This is a genomic window from Nocardiopsis gilva YIM 90087 (genome assembly GCF_002263495.1).
GTDB classification, from domain to species: domain Bacteria; phylum Actinomycetota; class Actinomycetes; order Streptosporangiales; family Streptosporangiaceae; genus Nocardiopsis_C; species Nocardiopsis_C gilva.
Genome location: NZ_CP022753.1, coordinates 3274282 through 3290445, shown reverse-complemented (window position 1 = coordinate 3290445; position 16164 = coordinate 3274282). Strand labels below are relative to the sequence as shown.

Below are 16164 nucleotides of genomic sequence, written 5' to 3'. Positions count from 1 at the left end.
TTTCTGCTGGTGCAGGATGCGACGGAAACTAAGGAACGATGCCGGAATCCACCCCCACCCCCACGGTGATCTTCTTCGACCTCGACGACACCTTGCTGGACGACTATGCGGCCAGCTCGGCGGGTCTGCGCGCCCTCATGGAGAGGCTGGGCCACCCCGACTTCAACGCGGCGCGCCGCCTGTGGGACGTCCAGACCGATATCTCGTTCGGGGCCTACCTCGACGGGCGGCTCACCCTGCAGGAGCAGCGGCGCGAGCGTGTGCGCGCGCTGGCCGTGCAGGCGGGCCACTCCCAGATCGCCGATGAGCACTGCGACGAGCTCTACCAGCAGTACCTCGCCGCCCACCGGCATGCCTGGCGTCCGTTCTCCGACGTCCAGCCCGTGCTGGGCGCGCTGGCGTCGGCCGGCATCGCGCTGGGCGTCATCTCCAACGGCGCGGAGTCGATGCAGCGCGAGAAGCTCGCCGTGCTGGGCATCACCCAGCACTTCAGAACCATCGTGTGTGCCGACACGGCGGGCTCGGCCAAGCCCGACCCGCGGATCTTCCACGGCGCCTGCCACCAGATGGGTGTGGCGCCGCAGCAGTGCTGGCACGTCGGGGACCGCGTGCGCACCGACGCGCTGGGGTCCAGCGCCGCCGGGCTGCGGCCCGTCCTGCTCGACCGCCACGAGCGCTACGCCGGGGAGGACGCCACCGGGGTGGCCACCATCCGCGGCCTCAGCGACCTGCTGCATCTGGCCGGTGTCCCCGGCCCGGCCGCGATCGGCGCGCCTGGCGTGGAGGCCCAGTGAGCGACACCGCGCCTGGCATGGCCCGCCGCGTGTGCGCCCATCTCGTCGGGCGCACCGCCGAGGGGCGGGCCGTGGGCGTGGTGGCACCCGAGGGCGGGTGGGCGCTGCCCGGCGCGCGGGTCCGCTTCGGTGAGGACCCCGCCGAGGTCGCCCGCCGGGCGGGCGGTGCGGCGCCCGGTGCCGCGCTGGTCCCCCACGGTGTGCGCAGCGAGATCGTCACCGTGCACGACGCGGCCGGGATGCCGGTGCCGATGCACGTCGACCGGGTGTTCTACACCGCGCCGCTGACCCCCCAGGAGGCGGCCGGTCGGCCCACCCTGCCCCTGGAGCGGGCGATGGCGCTGCCCGCTCTGCCGGCGGCCCGGGCACTGCTGGAGGAGGAGCCGGAACGGCCGACGCCCAGCCTGCGGCGGTTCGCCAGTTACGGGATCGTCACCGACGCGGCCGGGCGCATCCTGCTGTCCAAGATCGCGCCGGGGTTTCCCGCGGCGGGATGCTGGCACCTGCCTGGTGGCGGGGTCGACGACGGCGAGGACGTCCGGGCGGCGCTGGAGCGCGAGCTGTTCGAGGAGACCGGACAGCGCGGTGGCACCGGTGATCTGGTCACCATCGCCTGCCACCACCGCACGGGCCAGATGGGGCCGGAAAGCTCGGACACCGAGATCTATTCGGTGTGGGTGTTCCTCCACGTGCACGTGGCCGAGCCGGAGCCGCTGCGGGTGACCGAGACCGGCGGGTCGACGATCGACTGCGCCTGGTTCACCCCCGACGACCTGCCGCACCTGCGGCTGTCGACCACGGCGCGGCGCGGCCTCACCGCGCTGGCGACGCCCATCGCGCCCTGACCAGCCACACGGCGGCGCCCACGGCGAGTACGGCGGCCCCGGAGATCACCGAGGTGAGCGGCAGGCTGAACGCCAGGACCACGCACCCGGCCAGGCCCACGACAGGCACCAGCAGCGGGGGCCGGTTCTCTTCGGGACCCAGGCGCAGCGCTGAGGCGTTGGCGATGGTGTAGTAGACCAGCACGCCGAAGGCCGAGAACCCGATCGCCTCGCGCAGGTCCACCGCGGCCACCAGCAGGGCGACGACGATGCCGACCGCGACCTCGGCGCGGTGCGGGACGCCGAAGCGCGGGTGGATCGCGGCCAGGTAGCGGGGCAGGTGGCGGTCGGCGGCCATCGCCTGGACCGTGCGCGACACCCCCAGTACCAGGGACAGCAGCGCGCCGAGGCTGGCCAGGGCGGCGCCGACGGCGACCACGGGCACCAGGGCGGGCCACCCGGCGGCGGCCATGGCGTCGGCCAGGGGCGCGGAGCTGGTGGCCAGCCGGTCGCGGCCCAGCACCATCAGGACGGCGCCCCCCACCAGCAGGTAGACGGCCAGGACCCCGGCCAGGGCGATGGTGATCGCGCGCGGGATCGTGGTGGCGGGGTCGCGGACCTCGCCACCCAGCGTGGCGATGCGGGCGTATCCGGCGAAGGCGAAGAACAGCATTCCGGCGGCGCCGAACAGCCCGAAGGAGCCGGGCCAGTCCCCCGCGAGCGAGAGTTCGGCGGCGTCGGCCCGTCCGCTGGCCGCGGCGGCCACGACGGCCGCGGCGAGGACCGCGAGGACGGCTGCCAGCAGGAATCGGGTGATTCGGGCCGATGTGCGCACGCCCCGGTAGTTGAGGGCGGTCAGCGCGAGCACGGCGCCGATGGCCACCGGACGCTCCCAGCCGGGCAGCGCGTAGGCGGCGAAGGTGAGGGCCATCGCCGCACACGAGGCGATCTTGCCCACGACGAACGCCCACCCCGCCAGGTAGCCCCAGAGTTCGCCGAGGCGTTCGCGCCCGTAGACATAGGTGCCGCCGGATTCGGGGTGGACGGCCGCCAGGCGCGCGGAGGAGGTGGCGTTGCAGTAGGCCACCACCGCCGCGACGAGCAGGGCCACAGGCAGCCAGGCCCCGGCGGACGCCGCCGCGGGGGCGAAGACAGCGAAGACGCCCGCGCCGATCATGGCCCCGGCGCCGATCGTCACGGCGTCGGCGATGCCCAGAACTCGGGCGGGTTTCGCCTGTGAACCTGATGAGGTGGTCATAGAGGCAGAGTCTGCCGCGACATGATCACGCCAAAGTCAATTGGCCGGTGCTGGCCGGGCGAATGGCCGACGGCAGCCTCCTGAACAGGGGGCGGACGTGGGGTTGCGGGGCGTGGTGTGGGGATCGCTACACCCTGTGGACCAGCAAGACAGGACTGGTCTGGTCCCGCGCCGGGGCAGTGACCGCTGACAGCCCCTGACCCGCAATGGGCGCGGCGCCAACGGCCGCGGGCTCCCGGCCGCCGGTCGTCTGCGGGGTGGGCACGGCGTGCCCGGGGGTGGAAAAGCGCTGTCCGCACCCCTGACCGCAGTGATCACGGGAGTTGTGGCGACAAACCGGACAGAATCGAGACCTTCCCTGTGATCACCGCTGTCACGTCCGGAGCCGGAGGCCTGGGTCTGCTGGGCGGCCTTGTCGGATTTCGTCTCTCCGGTGTCCTGTGGCGAAAAGCGGCACCGAGGGCGCAGGGGGTTGAGGGCGCCGATCTCCTGAGAGGTGCGGCGGGGTAACGCCAGCGTCAGCGGCCTGCTCGCCGGGCACCTCCCCGGCGGAGCGACGAGGGCGGCACTCACCCCCACCTGCCGTCGGTGCCGCCTTCCTCTCCCCGCAGGGAAGCTTCACGTCGCGCATGCCCCCGACGACCGCCCGGCCACGCCGCACCCGCCGGAGGACCGGCGCCCCAGCCCCACCGCCCTCGGTGCCGCTTTTCACCCCAGAACGTCGGGGGATGGGCACGGACAAGGCCGCCCAGGGGACCCCCGGCTCTACCCGCAAAGCCAAACGCTCGGCTGGAGTGGTCCAGCCGAGCGTCGTGGTGGGTTGGTGTGGTGACCCCGGGCGTAGGTCCGGGGCCGTGGTGTCAGGGTCGCCATGGGGTCCCGGTGTGGTCCGAGATGTCCTCGGCCGCCACCTGGCGCAGCTGCCGGGCGAGGTCCGCCAGTGCCCGCGAGACCGCGAGTTCGTCGCCGATTTCAGGCACGTCTTCGTCCGCAGGGTGCTTGCGCGCCATGCCGTGACCGCGCAGACTCGACCCGTCCTCGGAGTCCAGCCCCGCCTCGCACCACGTGCGGGCGGATTCTTCGGTGGTCTCCTCGGATAGCAGGATGTCCACGTTCCACCGCTTCATGGTGTGCATTGAGCCCACCTCCACCTTTTAGCGCCCGGATCGGCCAGCGGTACCACCGACCGGGCCTTCTTCGATATGAGCGTCCGGTCCCGGATAGACCAGGACTTCGTGGTCCGCGTCCTCGTCCAGCCAGCGGACCTGATAGGGCGGTGCACCCTCGCGGCCTCGGACCTCGGTCACCACGCCGGTGCGGCGGTGGACGTCATCGCGCGGGCCCTCGACCACCAGGCGGTCTCCGATGCGTGCTCTCATCGCGCCTCCAAGGTCCCTCGGTTATGCCCCATTCTTCGCTGGCCAAGCGGCGTTTGCAATGGTCGGAAGGCATATATGCACACGTCCGATCGACCTGGGGCACCGCGCGGTGCGGTGGCGGCGGTGTGGACTTGTGTGGTGGGGCCTCAGGAGACGCCGGCGGACAGGGTGCGGCCGCCGTCCAGGGTGAGGGTCTGGCCGGTGATCCAGGAGGCGTCGTCGGAGGCGAGGAAGGCGATGGCCGCGGCGACGTCTTCGGGTACCCCGAGGCGGCCCAGGGGGTAGGTGGCGGCCAGCTCGTCCTCGTTCGACTGCACCAGAGCGGTGGCGAAGTCCGTCTTGACGACGGCGGGGGCCACCGCGTTGACACGGATGGCGGGGGCGAGCTCGAAGGCCAGCTGCTGGGTGAGGTTGATGAGGGCGGCCTTGCTGGTGCCGTACACGCCGATGCCGGGTGCGGGGTGCTGCCCGGCCAGGGAGGAGACGTTGACGATGGCGCCGCCGTTCTCCTTCATCCAGGCCTGGTGGACCGCGGCCGCCCACGACGCGGCGGCGATGACGTTGACCTCGTAGATCTTGGCCATGGCGGCGGGGTCGATGTCGATGACGGAGCCGACGACGGGGTTGATGCCGGTGTTGTTGACCAGGACGTCGATGCGGCCGAAGGTGGCGAGGGTCTGTGCGATGACTTCGGCGCGGTGGTCGGGGTCGTGGGCCTTTCCGGCGATGCCCAGGGCGGTGTCGGGGCCGCCGAGGGCGGTGGCGGCCTCGGCGAGGGGGTCGGGCTTGCGCGCGGTGATGACGACCTTGCCGCCCTCGTCCGCGATGCGCTGGGCCGCGGCCCGTCCGATGCCGCGGCTCGCGCCGGTGATGACGGCGACCTTCCCGTCGAAGCGTCCCATGTCGGCCTTCCCCTTTCGTCTGTGCTCTGCGCCGATCGTCGCGGGCGCACGCGAACAGTCCACAGCGTACCGACCGGACGGTCTGTCGATCCGGAGGGGTGGGTACGGCCGCGACGACGGCCCATCCGGGGCATCGGTGCTGGTAGCGTCGGCGCGTGGCGCAGCACTACTTCGACCCCGATCCGGACGCGACCCATCGGCCCGCGACCGTCGACCTCGTCTTGGCCGACCTCCACCTGCGGCTGGACACCGACCGCGGGATGTTCTCCCCCGACAAGGTCGACCTGGGCACGCGCGTCCTGTTGGAGAGTGTCCCGGCTCCGCCAGCGCACGGGCGGCTGCTGGACGTGGGCTGCGGGTACGGGCCGATCGCGCTGGCGATGGCGGCGCGCGCTCCCGAGGCGTCGGTGGTGGGTGTCGACGTGAACCGGCGTGCGGTGGAGCTGGGGCGGAGGAATGGACGGAAGAACCACCTTGACAACGTAGATTTCTACGTCGTCGACGCCGAGGGCGCCCCGGCCGAGGACCCGTCCGGCCACGCCGAACCGGGCGCCGGCACCGCCCCGGTGGCCGCGGCCCTGGCCGGGCCGTTCGACGCCATCTGGTCCAACCCGCCCATCCGTATCGGCAAGCCCGCCCTCCACGCACTCCTGGGCACCTGGCTGGGTCGCCTGGCCCCCGGCGGCACCGCGCACCTCGTCGTGCAGAAGAACCTCGGCGCCGACTCCCTGCACCGCTGGCTGGAGGCGAACGGCCACCCCACCGAGCGCGCCGCCTCGCGCGCCGGGTTCCGCGTCCTGCGCGTCCACCGGCCCTGAGGCCGCCGCCCCTCCCCCGCCCGGACCACCGCGAGCGCTGGCCCCGGTATCCTGAACCCGACCTCCCCCACCACGTCTCGACCACCGCGACCACAAGGAACAGACCCCAGGTGAGCACGCAGCTGCGCCCAACCGATGTCAAACGGCTCAACCGCCACTGGCGCAGGCGCACCGAGGGCCGCATCGCCCTCATCGTCGAATCGGTCACCCAGCCGTTCAATCTGGGCTCCATCCTGCGCACCAGCGCCACCTTCGGGGTCGAGACCCTCTGGCTCACGGGCAACACCATCGACCCCGGCCACCCCCAGGTCGGCAAGACCGCCCTGGGGACCGACCAGAAGCTGCGCCTGCGGCGCGTACGCACCACCACTGAGGCCATCAAGGCCGCCCACGACGACGGCTACCGCGTCGTGGCCGTGGAACTGGCCACCGACGCCGCGCCGCTGCACGAAGCCCCCCTGGAGGGCGATATCTGCCTGGCGGTGGGCGCCGAGGACCACGGGTGCTCCCCCGCGCTGCTCAACGGCGCCGACGCTCTGACCTACATCCCGCAGATCGGCCGCGTCGGGTCGCTCAACGTCGCCGTGGCCACCGCGGTGGCCATCGCCGAGACCCGGGGCCGGGAATGGCGCCAAGGCCCCGCCCAGCCGGACGCTCCCGCGGCCGCCGACGCTCCCAGCGTCGACTGAGCCACCGGCTCCGCCGCGCGGCACCTCAACGTGCCGCGGGCGGCTTTACCAAGTTCCCTATCCTGGGCGCGTTAACCGGACCATGATCGGGTAGAACCGGCTCCACCCGAGGAGATCCGCCCGCTGCGGCCCAGGGAATTTATTCGGCCCCCTGCTCGTATCCTCGGTATACGCGAAAAGAGAGAGGACCAGTGGACCCGTCCCGAAGTACCGGCAGCGTCCGCGTAGGACGCTGTGCCCCCGACCCCGACGACCCGCCTTCACCAGGCGGCGTGCGCACTGGAATTGATCGCTCCGAGGCGGTGCGCGCGAAATGAGTGTCGTCCTGAGCATCCTCCTCGGAGCACTGGTGGTCCTGGTGATCACCGCGGCCACGGGCTACTTCGTCGCCCAGGAGTTCGGCTTCATGGCGGTGGACCGCTCCCGGCTGAAGGTCCGAGCCGCCCAGGGTGACACCGGCGCCCAGCGGGCCCTGGGGATCACCAACCGCACCTCGTTCATGCTTTCCGGAGCCCAGCTCGGCATCACCGTCACCGGACTGCTCGTCGGTTACGTCGCCGATCCCCTCATCGGTTCGGGTATCGGCCGACTGCTCGGCGGCGTGGGCGTGCCGACCGGTGTCGGCATCGCCACCGGTGTGGTGCTGGCCCTGCTGTTCTCCACCGTCGTGCAGATGGTGTTCGGTGAGCTGTTCCCGAAGAACCTCGCCATCGCCCGGCCCGAGCCCATCGCCCGCAGGCTCGCCCTGTCGACCGGGATCTACCTGCGCCTGTTCGGGTGGATCATCCGGCTGTTCGACCAGGCCGCGATCCTGCTGCTCAAGGCCGTGCGCATCGAGCCCGTCGAGGACGTCCAGCACGCCGCCACCCCCCGCGACCTGGAACACATCGTCAAGGAGTCGCGGGTCAGCGGTGACCTGCCCGCTGAGCTGTCCACGCTGCTGGACCGCACGCTGGACTTCCACGGCCGCACCGCGGGCCACGCCATGATCCCCCGCCCCCAGGTGACCTCGGTCGAGGGGGGCGACCCGGTCAGCCGGGTCGTAGACCTCATGGCGCTGGGCCACTCCCGCTTCCCCGTCCTCGGCGAGGACGTGGACGACATCCTCGGCGTGATCTGCCTGCGCGACGTCCTCGCGCTGGGCGATGTCGACCTGGATCGCATCCCGGTGGCCAAGGTGTCGCGTCCCGCCCTGCTGGTCCCCATCTCGCTGCCGCTGCCCGGCGCGCTGGACCGGCTGCGCGAGGCCGAGGACGAGTTCGCCTGCGTCGTCGACGAGTACGGCGGTCTGGCGGGGGTGCTGACCACCGAGGACATCGCCGAGGAGCTCGTCGGGGAGATCGCCGACGAGCACGACCCCGAAGAGGCGGGCGAGGTCCACGCGGGCGAGGACGGCAGCTGGCTGCTGCCCGGCGCGGTGCACGTGGACGAGGTCGAGCGGCTGCTCGGCCACGACCTGCCGCACGGGGACTACGAGACCATCGGCGGGCTGATCATCAGCCGGCTGCGCCGCCTGCCCGAGCCCGGCGACAGCATGGACGTGGAGTTGCCCCGCCACCCGGGCGCCCATGACGACGAGCCGGTCCGAACCATCCGACTCAGCGTCCGGAGCGTCGACCGGCACGTTCCAGCGACGGTGCGGCTGGAGCTGTACGAGGCGCCGGTGTCGCCGGACGCCGACCGCGATCGGGCCAACGGCCGGGAGGTGAACGCATGAGCGACATGAACCCGCTCCTCGCTCTGCTCATCTCCGTGGGCATCGTGGCGCTCAGCGCGTTCTTCGTCGCCATCGAGTTCGCGCTGGTGGCCGCGCGCCGCTACCGGCTGGAGGAGGCCGCCGAGACCAGCGTGGCGGCCCGGGCGGCGCTACGCAGTGCCCGCGACCTGTCGCTGCTGCTGGCCGGGTCGCAGCTGGGCATCACGCTGTGCACGCTGGCGCTGGGTGCCATCACCAAGCCGGCCGTACACCACCTGATCGAGCCGCTGTTCCACGGGTGGATGCCCCAGGCGGTCTCCACAGTGGTGTCGTTCACCGTGTCGCTGGTCGTGGTGACGTTCGTGCACCTGGTCGTGGGCGAGATGGCGCCGAAGTCGTGGGCCATCTCGCACCCGGAGCGGTCGGCGACCCTGCTGGCGATCCCGATGCGGATCTTCATGTGGGTGACACGGCCGGCGCTGGTGCTGCTCAACGGGATGGCCAACTGGTGCCTGCACCGGGTGGGCGTGGCGGCCGTGGACGAAGTCGCCGGCGGGCACAACCCCGACGACCTGCGGGAGCTGGTGGACCACTCGGCCAAGGCCGGTGCGCTGGACGAGGACCGGCGCGACCAGCTCGCCAGTGCCCTGGAGGTCAACTCCCGGCCGCTGGGCGAGATCGCCACCCCCCGCGAGGAGCTGGCCGGGGTCGCCCCCGGGGCCTCGCTGGAGGAGGTCAAGCGGGTCTCCCGGGAGTCCGGCCACCTGCGCCTGGTGGTCATGGACGGCGGCTGCCCCACGGGGGTGCTGCACGTGCGCGACGCATTGACCAGCCCGTCGCACACGACGGCCACCGATCTGATGCGGCCGGTGCCCACGCTGGCGGCGTCCACGCCGATCTATGCGGCGCTGACCATCATGCGGGAGAGCCGCAGCCACCTGACCCTGGTCGAGGACGGCGGCCGGCTGGTGGGCCTGGTGACGTTGCAGGACATCGTGGACGAGCTGCTGCTCCTGGAGTCGGCGGCCTAACGGCGCGCCGAGCAGACGGCACATCGTCACATTCGCGTGACCGACAGGTGGCCGGGGCCCGACGGGCCCCGGCCACCACTGCTGTTGCTCTTCCCCGGCGCCATGACCTGTGCACGGCGCCCCGCGCTATCCACGCTGCAGGGTCGGGGGCGCCGCAGCACCTGGGACGGATCAGGCGAAGAGGTCGTCAGCCCGGGTCACGGTTACGGCTCTGCGCACCCACGTGTTGAGCTGCTCCAGGTCGGTGCATGAGGTCACCTGCTGACGGACCGCGTCCGAGACCGTCAGTCCGCGAGCTTCGAGGATCATGAGCACATCGTCCACCTTGCCCTCGATCTCTCCCTCGGTCTTCCCCTGGCGATACGGTCGCCCAATGAATTCGGTCTTGAACTCGTAGGTGCCGGTGACCATGGTCTCCTCCAAGTACATCCGTGCCGCCGTGGGAAGTGCCTGCAGCACATAGTCAGAATACAGATTCGACGCGTTGTCATCGATGGCGACGAGAGCAGGGATCAGCGCGTCGAGGGCTTCCTGGTCGTCAGTTTTGTGCAGAACCGCCGCCAGGACCGCGACTTCGGGGCACGCTGCGGCCTCTTCGGGGTTGGTCACCGGCTGCAGCGCCTCCAGGCTTACCGTGAGAGGCCGCTGAACCATGTATCCACCGCCGAGGTCGATCGGCTGCGCGGACCACTTCGCCAGAGCGTCGGTCGGTGTGAAGACGATCAGGACGAACGGGCACTCCAGTCGGCATCTGAGGTTCGCCACGTACGTCGGCCAGCTGAACCGCTTGCGCCTGTCATAGTCGTTCTGGGGCTCCACGATAATCCCCTGCACGGCGACGGGCTTCTCCTCGCCTTCGGTGGCCGGGGATTCGAGCAGGACGACGGAGTCGGCGCGCAGCTCCGACGGTGAGCTCGTCGTGGCATCGCCTGACTCGCACCGCGCCCAAGCGTACTCCGGCAGGCGGGCGTGGGAGACGCGCTCATATAAGTGCACGGCGAGATCGGGGGCATGCCGGATGAGATCGAGAGGGAACTCGTGTTCGAATGGTGGCATGCCGAACACGGTAAAGACGGCATTCACCGGTTCGCAAAAGACGGCATTCACCGGTTCGCAGAGGAACAGAGAATCGTCCAGGAATGTCGACTCTGTTCTCGCTCACTTGCCCCTGGCCCGCTCAATCCGTGAATCGGCCCCTGTCAGGTAACCCGAGCCGAGAATGGCCGCCCCCGCCCGTCCCGCCGCCGTTGGCGTGCGGGTCGGACAGGGGCGGCTGGGTCGGTGTCGACTCAGGCGGTCTTGGCCGTGAGGTTGACCTCGATGTTGCCGCGGGTCGCCTTGGAGTAGGGGCAGACCTGGTGGGCGGCGTCGACCAGCTTCTGGACCTCGGCCTGGGCCAGCCCGGGGATGGTGACGGTGAGGTCCACGCTCAGGCCGAAGCCGTCGTCGCCACTGCCGATGGAAACGGCGGACTCGATGGTGGAGCCGTCGACGCTGGCCTTGGCCTCGCGGGCGACCTTCTTCAGGGCGCCGTGGAAGCAGGCGGCGTAGCCGACGGCGAAAAGCTGCTCGGGGTTGGTGCCCGGGCCGTCGTCGCCGCCCAGGCCCTTGGGGACGGACAGCTCGACGTTGAGGCGGTCGTCGTTGGTGGAACCCTTGCCCTTGCGGCCCTCGCCCTCGACGGTGGCCTGGGCGGTGTAGAGCACGTTCACGAGTGTCTCCTTGCGGTTGGGCTGGTCATCGGGCGGCGCGCAGTGCGCCTGCGGCGTCGCCGACCGACTGGGTGATCCGATCGAGCAGGGTGCGCAGCTCCGCGACCCGGTCCTCGGGGATGTCCGTGGAGCACACGACGCGCTCGGGGATGTCCCGGGCCCGCTCGCGCAGCCGGGCGCCCTCGTCGGTGAGGCTGATGTGCACCAGGCGCTCATCGTCGGTGTCCCGGACCCGGCGCACCAGGCCGCGGGCCTGCAGTCGGCGCAGAAGCGGCGACAGCGTGCCCGAGTCCAGACGCAGGGCGGCGCCCAGGTCCTTCACCGAGATGGTGTCGTGCTCCCACAGCACCAGCATCACCAGGTACTGGGGGTAGGTCAGGTCCATCTCCGCGAGGAGTTCGCGGTAGAGCCCGGTCAGCGCCCGCGACGCCGCGTAGATGGCGAAGCAGAGCTGGTTGTCCAGGGACAAGGGATCGACCCCCTGGTGTTCGTGATCCTCGGACATGCTGTGAGTGCACCTCCTCTCCTCGATCCACATTGAACCTAGCACAATTGAGTTGTGCACAACCAGCCTCTCGGCACCCGAGTTTTCACCTTTACAATGTAGATTCACTCTGCTCGCGCGGCACGGGGGCAGAAGCAGGTCAGTCCCCCTGGCGAGCCTGGGCGTCGTGCAGCTTCCCGGAGAGCTCCTTGAGGGTGCGCAGCTCCTCCGGCGTCAGGGCCGAGCCGACATAGCGCGCGATCGCCGCGGCGTGCTCCCGGCCCACGCGCCGCAACACGTCCCGGCCCTGGTCGGTCAGGCGGACCACGGTGCCGCGCCGGTCCTCGGGGTCTCCCCCGCGCGCGACCAGCCCGCTGTCCTCCATACGCTCCACCAGGCGACTGATGCTGGGCTGGGTGAGCAGCACGTGTTCACTGAGATCGCGCAGCCGCGTCCCACCCGAGGGGCAGCGCGACAGGGTGAACAGCACGTCGTACTCGCGCATGGAGATCTCCCACCCGCGGAAGTCCTCCTGGAAGCGCCGCATCAGCGCCAGATGGGCGCGCGCCAGCGCCTCCCATGCCTCCTCGGCGAGTCTGTCCCTGCTCACGCGCCCTCCCCTCGGTTCTGCACCGTCATGATCCCATCAACCTCGGACCCCGGGGCGCCCTCCAGGGGCCGCTGCCGCCACCGCGCTGGCGGCGGTGAGCACACCTTGCTCGAGCTTCCGACGGGAACGCTACCCCGCAATGTGACATTCCGGCATCGCGTCGTCACCGCCCGGCGTGGCCGAAATCCGATGCCGCCCTGTGAGGGCATCGCCACCGACGCGTCGGTGCGGCGTCCCAGAAGGGAATGAAAACGGTTATCGTTTACTTCTAGAGGCGTGGCCATCCACATGGCCCCCGCGGACGGCACCGCCGACCGCGAACACCAACCGGAGGTGACACCCCATGGCACGCAACGAACTGCGTCCCCTCATCAAGCTGCGCTCCACCGAGGGCACCGGCTACACCTACGTGACCCGAAAGAACCGCCGCACCACGCCCAACCGGCTGGTGCTCCGCAAATACGACCCGGTCGTCCGGCGCCACGTGGAGTTCCGCGAAGAGCGCTGAGTCGACGCCCACCGCATTCACCCGACCCCATCAGGAGCTCACCCGCCATGAAGCCCGGCATTCACCCCGACTACCACCCGGTCGTCTTCCGCGACCGCGCCGCGAACTTCGCCATCCTGACGCGCTCGACGGCCACCAGCGACGCGACCATCGAGTGGGAGGACGGCACCACCTACCCCGTTATCGACGTGGAGATCTCCAGCGCGAGCCACCCCTTCTACACGGGCAAGAGCCACGTCGTCGACACCGCCGGCCGCGTGGAACGCTTCCAGCGCCGGTACGGCACCGCGACGACGAAGTAGGCGCCGCGAGCACCCCAGCCCAGTACAACCGCACGACCCCAGCAAAGGCAGGACTCCATGGCCGTCCCGAAGCGCAAGATGTCGCGCTCCAACACCCGCAAGCGCCGCTCGACCTGGACGGCGACGCCACCCGACCTCGTCCCGGTCACCATCGACGGCCGCACCGCGCTCGTCCCCCACCGCCTGGTCCCCGCCTACCGCCGGGGCCTGCTGCGCCTGGACGGATGACGACAAGCGCAAGGCCTGGGCGCCGAACCCGCCGCCCGGGCCTTGTAGTCCGCCCCGTGGCGGCCCGAGAACCTCAGACCACGGCCAGAGGATGGTGTGGCCCCTGTGGCGGCTCGCCCTGGATCCCCTCACCCGGCCGGACCTCACCGCCGACGCGCACAATCGCCACGACTCCGTCCACCGGCGTCCCTCCTCAGCTCCACTGTTGGCGTTCAGATCGCCTTCCACCGCTGCAGCAGATGGAAGGCGCCCCAGCCGGGCAGGACCGGGAACCAGAAGGTCAGGACCCGGAAGAGGAGAACGGCCGGGAGGCCGATGGCCGCTGGGACACCGGCCACAGCGGTCAGTCCGCCCAAGAGGGCGGCCTCGACCGCGCCCAGGCCGCCCGGGGTCGGGGCCGCGGAACCGATGGCGTTGCCCGCCAGGAAGACCACCGCGACGGCGGCCAGGTCGGCGGCGCCGCCGAACGCGATCACCGAGAAGTGCAGGCACAGTACGTAGGCCGCGGTGAGCAGCAGGGTGCCGCCGACCCCCATGGTCATGCGGCGCGGGCTCTGCAGCAGGTCGAGGAGCTGCGGGAGCACACCGCGGAAGTAGGGCCGTACGCGCTCCTGCACGGCGCGGCGCAGCGCGGGCACCAGCAGGATCGCCGCGACCAGCACCGACAGGGCGGCGGTCACGATGATCAGGGTGGACGACGGCGAGAAGTCGGCCACGTGGCCCGTGCCGGTGAGGTAGGCGGCGACCAGCAGGATCGCCACGTGCAGCGCGACGCCCACCGCCTGGGACAGGCCGATCCCGGAGATCGCCAGCCCGGTGGAGGCACCCCCCTGGGTGGCGTAGCGGGTGTTGAGGGCGAGCGTGCCCAGTCCGGCGGGGGCGGCGATGCGGATGAAGGCTCCGGCGTACTGCACCAGCACGGTCATCCAGAAGCGCAGCTTGACCGGCACGAACCCCATGATCACCAAGGCGGCCGAGAGCATGCACATCGTCGAGGCGACGAAGGCCGCCGCCGCCCAGCGCAGGTCGGCTCCTTGGATGGTGGAGAAGTCGACATCGGCGAGCTGGTAGGCGAGGACGATACCGACGATGGTCGCCGCCGCGACGCTGACCACCGTCCGCGGGCGCATCCGCTCCAGTCGGGCGGGCCGCGCCGGAGCCTCGGGGGCGATGCCGGTGATCTGCGTGCGAAGCCGGCCGAGGAGGTCGCTCTGGGCGGCCAGGCGGCGGCGCAGCCGCAGGGGCATTCCGGCGGGCTGCAGGAACGGCAGGGCCGCCGCGACCGTGTCGATGCCCAGGACCCGCACGGCGGACCGCACGGCGCGCTGCTCCCCCACGCGCAGTGCCAGCACCGCCAGCAGCGCGGCCACGTCCAGTGAGGCCTTGAGCCCGACCGCGGCGAGACTGCCGCCGGTCATGCCGGTGAAGACGACCCGCCCGCCGAGCCGCCAGCCGACGGTGGCGCCGTTGATGTTGCCGTGCACGATGCGGTGGCGGTGCAGGAGGGTCAGTTCGGCCCAGATGTCGTCGAGGACGTCGTCGGTGAGCTCCTCGGTGGCGGCGTCGTCGAGGGATCGGGTCCGGACGTGCTCGCGCACCACGGCGAGGGTGCCGCCGCCCAGTTCACCGATACCCAGGACACGCGGGGTGGCGGCGCCCGCGGAGTGGGCGGCGAAGCTCATCAGGGCGGTGTGCTCGGCGCGGCGGCGCGGGCCGAGGAGGACGGGCGGGGCGGCGGGGTCGCGGAGCAGGACGATGCGGAACAGGTGTCGCCAGAACCCGATGAGGTCGTCGGCACGGATGAGGACGACGTCGAGGCGGCGGTCGACGGCGTCGACAGCGAACAGCTGGTTGCCGTCGGCATCGGTGCCATCGGGCGTGATCCCGAGGGGCTCGTGGCCGAAGCGGCGGAGTTCGCGGATGAGCCGGGCCGTGGCCGGGGTCGGGCGGGCCAGCCCGATCGCGAAGCTCACTGCCGCGGCGCTGGTTGCGCCGACCACCGCGGTGAGCAGGAGCGACAGTGAGGTGTTGAGCCCGGCCAGCAGGACGGAGGCGCCGGTGACGGCGATCCCAGACCACATGGCGGTGCGGACACGGGGCAGGTGGCCGAGCGGAAGCGCGGCCACATAGCCGATGGCGGCGGCCAGGTAGGCGTGGAGGGGGTTGGTGAACGCACTGTAGGCGGTGGGCGCCGCGAGCGCTTCGGGCGGCCCGCCGGGACCGGAGATCGCGAGAATCGCGGCGTTGATGGCGCCCGTGAGCGCATAGCCGGTGGCGGCGGCGGTCAGACCGCGGGCAACCGGCCGGTACTCCTGACGCAGGATCCGCTCGACGGAGGTGACCCCGGCCAGAACGATGACGACGAGGTTGGCGACACCTGCGGTGACCGCCAGCAACCAGGACGGCAGCAGGGCGCGCAGTTCGCTGGGGTCGGTGACGTCCGCGTGGTCGGTGGTGAGGCTCACGACCAGCAGGACGAGGGCCATGACGAACAGGCCGATCAGGAAGAAGAGCAGGTCGCGGGGGCGCCGCTCGGTGGGGCGGGCACCGCGGGCTACCGCGCGCTGCCGCGGCGCCGCACCGTTGGACGACGCGGCCTCGACGGCGACGTCGCTCAGCGGGGCGTCCGGCCGGGGCGCGGAGGCGGACCGCGGTGCCGATCGTCTGCCCTGTTCGGGCTCTGGTTGCCGTACATTCACGGTTCCAGCCTGCCCGACCCGCGACGTCTCCGGCGCCAGGCCCTCGGCGTGTCCACAACGTGTCAGGGGTCAGCCCGCCGCAAGCGCCGACCCAACTCGGGGTCGCCTGTCAGAGTTCCAAGCGTGGGGAGAGCATGTGCATTCACGCGGGAATGTGCAAGTGCATTTCCCGCTGTACGCCTTTTGATGACTTCGCTCGCATATATCCGAATGGATAATATCCCCTACCT

Annotated in this window: 18 protein-coding genes; 9 read left to right on the top strand and 9 right to left on the bottom strand. The window is 71.2% G+C overall.

The features are described from left to right. Positions 1-38: 38 nt before the first annotated feature. Positions 39-794 (top strand): HAD family hydrolase, encoded by a 756-nt coding sequence (locus tag CDO52_RS14960; RefSeq protein WP_017618987.1) that lies wholly within the window; start codon positions 39-41, stop codon positions 792-794. Continuing rightward, entirely contained in the window at positions 791-1639 is an 849-nt protein-coding gene (locus CDO52_RS14955; protein ID WP_232524196.1) for an NUDIX hydrolase, read from the top strand. Before CDO52_RS14960 ends, CDO52_RS14955 begins: the two co-directional genes overlap by 4 nt. Here the strand turns inward: CDO52_RS14955 and CDO52_RS14950 are convergent. From CDO52_RS14950 to CDO52_RS14935, 4 genes are all read right to left on the bottom strand, one after another. Next, a complete protein-coding gene (locus CDO52_RS14950; protein ID WP_026125848.1) occupies positions 1608-2876 on the bottom strand; it encodes an APC family permease in 1269 nt (422 codons plus the stop codon). The genes CDO52_RS14955 and CDO52_RS14950 overlap by 32 nt on opposite strands. Before the next feature lie 860 nt (positions 2877-3736). Next, positions 3737-4012: a DUF1876 domain-containing protein gene (locus CDO52_RS29490; protein ID WP_017618985.1), complete on the bottom strand. Its 276-nt coding sequence runs from the start codon at positions 4010-4012 to the stop codon at positions 3737-3739. An 18-nt stretch (positions 4013-4030) separates the two neighbouring features. Next, positions 4031-4255, bottom strand: coding sequence for a DUF1918 domain-containing protein (locus tag CDO52_RS29485; RefSeq protein WP_017618984.1), 225 nt, complete (start codon positions 4253-4255; stop codon positions 4031-4033). A gap of 146 nt (positions 4256-4401) precedes the next feature. Then, positions 4402-5157, bottom strand: a complete 756-nt coding sequence (locus CDO52_RS14935) for an SDR family oxidoreductase (protein WP_017618983.1) — start codon at positions 5155-5157, stop codon at positions 4402-4404. Positions 5158-5312: 155 nt separating this feature from the next. Between CDO52_RS14935 and CDO52_RS14930 the strand changes: the two genes are divergently transcribed. The 4 genes from CDO52_RS14930 to CDO52_RS14915 all read left to right on the top strand — a co-directional run bounded on the left by CDO52_RS14930 (position 5313) and on the right by CDO52_RS14915 (position 9391). Then, on the top strand, positions 5313-5975 hold the full coding sequence (locus CDO52_RS14930; protein ID WP_017618982.1) for a class I SAM-dependent methyltransferase: 663 nt from the start codon (positions 5313-5315) through the stop codon (positions 5973-5975). A gap of 110 nt (positions 5976-6085) precedes the next feature. Continuing rightward, the gene (locus CDO52_RS14925) at positions 6086-6664 is read left to right on the top strand and encodes a TrmH family RNA methyltransferase (RefSeq protein WP_017618981.1); all 579 of its coding nucleotides are present in this window, start codon (positions 6086-6088) and stop codon (positions 6662-6664) included. Positions 6665-6977: 313 nt separating this feature from the next. Further along, positions 6978-8381 carry a hemolysin family protein gene (locus CDO52_RS14920; RefSeq protein WP_094932462.1) on the top strand — a complete coding sequence of 468 codons (1404 nt, stop codon included), beginning with the start codon at positions 6978-6980 and terminating at the stop codon, positions 8379-8381. Beyond that, on the top strand, positions 8378-9391 hold the full coding sequence (locus tag CDO52_RS14915; protein ID WP_017618979.1) for a hemolysin family protein: 1014 nt from the start codon (positions 8378-8380) through the stop codon (positions 9389-9391). The genes CDO52_RS14920 and CDO52_RS14915 overlap by 4 nt, the downstream gene beginning before the upstream one ends. A 171-nt stretch (positions 9392-9562) precedes the next feature. Here the strand turns inward: CDO52_RS14915 and CDO52_RS14910 are convergent, their stop codons facing one another. From CDO52_RS14910 to CDO52_RS14895, 4 genes are all read right to left on the bottom strand, one after another. Beyond that, positions 9563-10447: an RpnC/YadD family protein gene (locus tag CDO52_RS14910; protein ID WP_026125847.1), complete on the bottom strand. Its 885-nt coding sequence runs from the start codon at positions 10445-10447 to the stop codon at positions 9563-9565. Positions 10448-10680: 233 nt separating this feature from the next. Beyond that, positions 10681-11103 carry an organic hydroperoxide resistance protein gene (locus CDO52_RS14905; protein ID WP_017618977.1) on the bottom strand — a complete coding sequence of 141 codons (423 nt, stop codon included), beginning with the start codon at positions 11101-11103 and terminating at the stop codon, positions 10681-10683. 25 nt (positions 11104-11128) lie between these two features. Next, positions 11129-11608 (bottom strand): MarR family winged helix-turn-helix transcriptional regulator, encoded by a 480-nt coding sequence (locus CDO52_RS14900; protein WP_017618976.1) that lies wholly within the window; start codon positions 11606-11608, stop codon positions 11129-11131. A gap of 139 nt (positions 11609-11747) precedes the next feature. Beyond that, entirely contained in the window at positions 11748-12197 is a 450-nt protein-coding gene (locus tag CDO52_RS14895) for a MarR family winged helix-turn-helix transcriptional regulator (RefSeq protein WP_026125846.1), read from the bottom strand. 343 nt (positions 12198-12540) lie between these two features. Between CDO52_RS14895 and rpmG the strand changes: the two genes are divergently transcribed. Genes rpmG through rpmF form a run of 3 tightly spaced genes read left to right on the top strand, consistent with a single transcriptional unit; the run spans position 12541 to position 13235 of the window. Then, positions 12541-12705, top strand: a complete 165-nt coding sequence (gene rpmG / locus CDO52_RS14890) for a 50S ribosomal protein L33 (protein WP_017618974.1) — start codon at positions 12541-12543, stop codon at positions 12703-12705. Positions 12706-12752: 47 nt separating this feature from the next. Further along, positions 12753-13007, top strand: coding sequence for a type B 50S ribosomal protein L31 (locus CDO52_RS14885; RefSeq protein WP_017618973.1), 255 nt, complete (start codon positions 12753-12755; stop codon positions 13005-13007). Positions 13008-13064: 57 nt separating this feature from the next. After that, positions 13065-13235, top strand: a complete 171-nt coding sequence (rpmF, locus tag CDO52_RS14880) for a 50S ribosomal protein L32 (protein WP_017618972.1) — start codon at positions 13065-13067, stop codon at positions 13233-13235. A gap of 212 nt (positions 13236-13447) precedes the next feature. Here rpmF and CDO52_RS14875 read toward each other — a convergent pair whose 3' ends face one another. Continuing rightward, positions 13448-15934: a lysylphosphatidylglycerol synthase domain-containing protein gene (locus CDO52_RS14875; protein ID WP_017618971.1), complete on the bottom strand. Its 2487-nt coding sequence runs from the start codon at positions 15932-15934 to the stop codon at positions 13448-13450. Positions 15935-16164: the final 230 nt, after the last annotated feature.

Excerpts from the sequence above, each read along its gene's own strand:
- CDO52_RS29485 (WP_017618984.1), bottom strand. The coding sequence starts at position 4,255 with ATGAGAGCACGCATCGGAGACCGCCTGGTGGTCGAGGGCCCGCGCGAT.
- CDO52_RS14915 (WP_017618979.1), top strand. The coding sequence starts at position 8,378 with ATGAGCGACATGAACCCGCTCCTCGCTCTGCTCATCTCCGTGGGCATC.
- CDO52_RS14960 (WP_017618987.1), top strand. The coding sequence starts at position 39 with ATGCCGGAATCCACCCCCACCCCCACGGTGATCTTCTTCGACCTCGAC.
- rpmG (WP_017618974.1), top strand. The coding sequence starts at position 12,541 with ATGGCACGCAACGAACTGCGTCCCCTCATCAAGCTGCGCTCCACCGAG.
- CDO52_RS14900 (WP_017618976.1), bottom strand. The coding sequence starts at position 11,608 with ATGTCCGAGGATCACGAACACCAGGGGGTCGATCCCTTGTCCCTGGAC.
- CDO52_RS14950 (WP_026125848.1), bottom strand. The coding sequence starts at position 2,876 with ATGACCACCTCATCAGGTTCACAGGCGAAACCCGCCCGAGTTCTGGGC.
- CDO52_RS14920 (WP_094932462.1), top strand. The coding sequence starts at position 6,978 with ATGAGTGTCGTCCTGAGCATCCTCCTCGGAGCACTGGTGGTCCTGGTG.
- rpmF (WP_017618972.1), top strand. The coding sequence starts at position 13,065 with ATGGCCGTCCCGAAGCGCAAGATGTCGCGCTCCAACACCCGCAAGCGC.
- CDO52_RS14885 (WP_017618973.1), top strand. The coding sequence starts at position 12,753 with ATGAAGCCCGGCATTCACCCCGACTACCACCCGGTCGTCTTCCGCGAC.
- CDO52_RS14910 (WP_026125847.1), bottom strand. The coding sequence starts at position 10,447 with ATGCCACCATTCGAACACGAGTTCCCTCTCGATCTCATCCGGCATGCC.
- CDO52_RS14935 (WP_017618983.1), bottom strand. The coding sequence starts at position 5,157 with ATGGGACGCTTCGACGGGAAGGTCGCCGTCATCACCGGCGCGAGCCGC.
- CDO52_RS29490 (WP_017618985.1), bottom strand. The coding sequence starts at position 4,012 with ATGCACACCATGAAGCGGTGGAACGTGGACATCCTGCTATCCGAGGAG.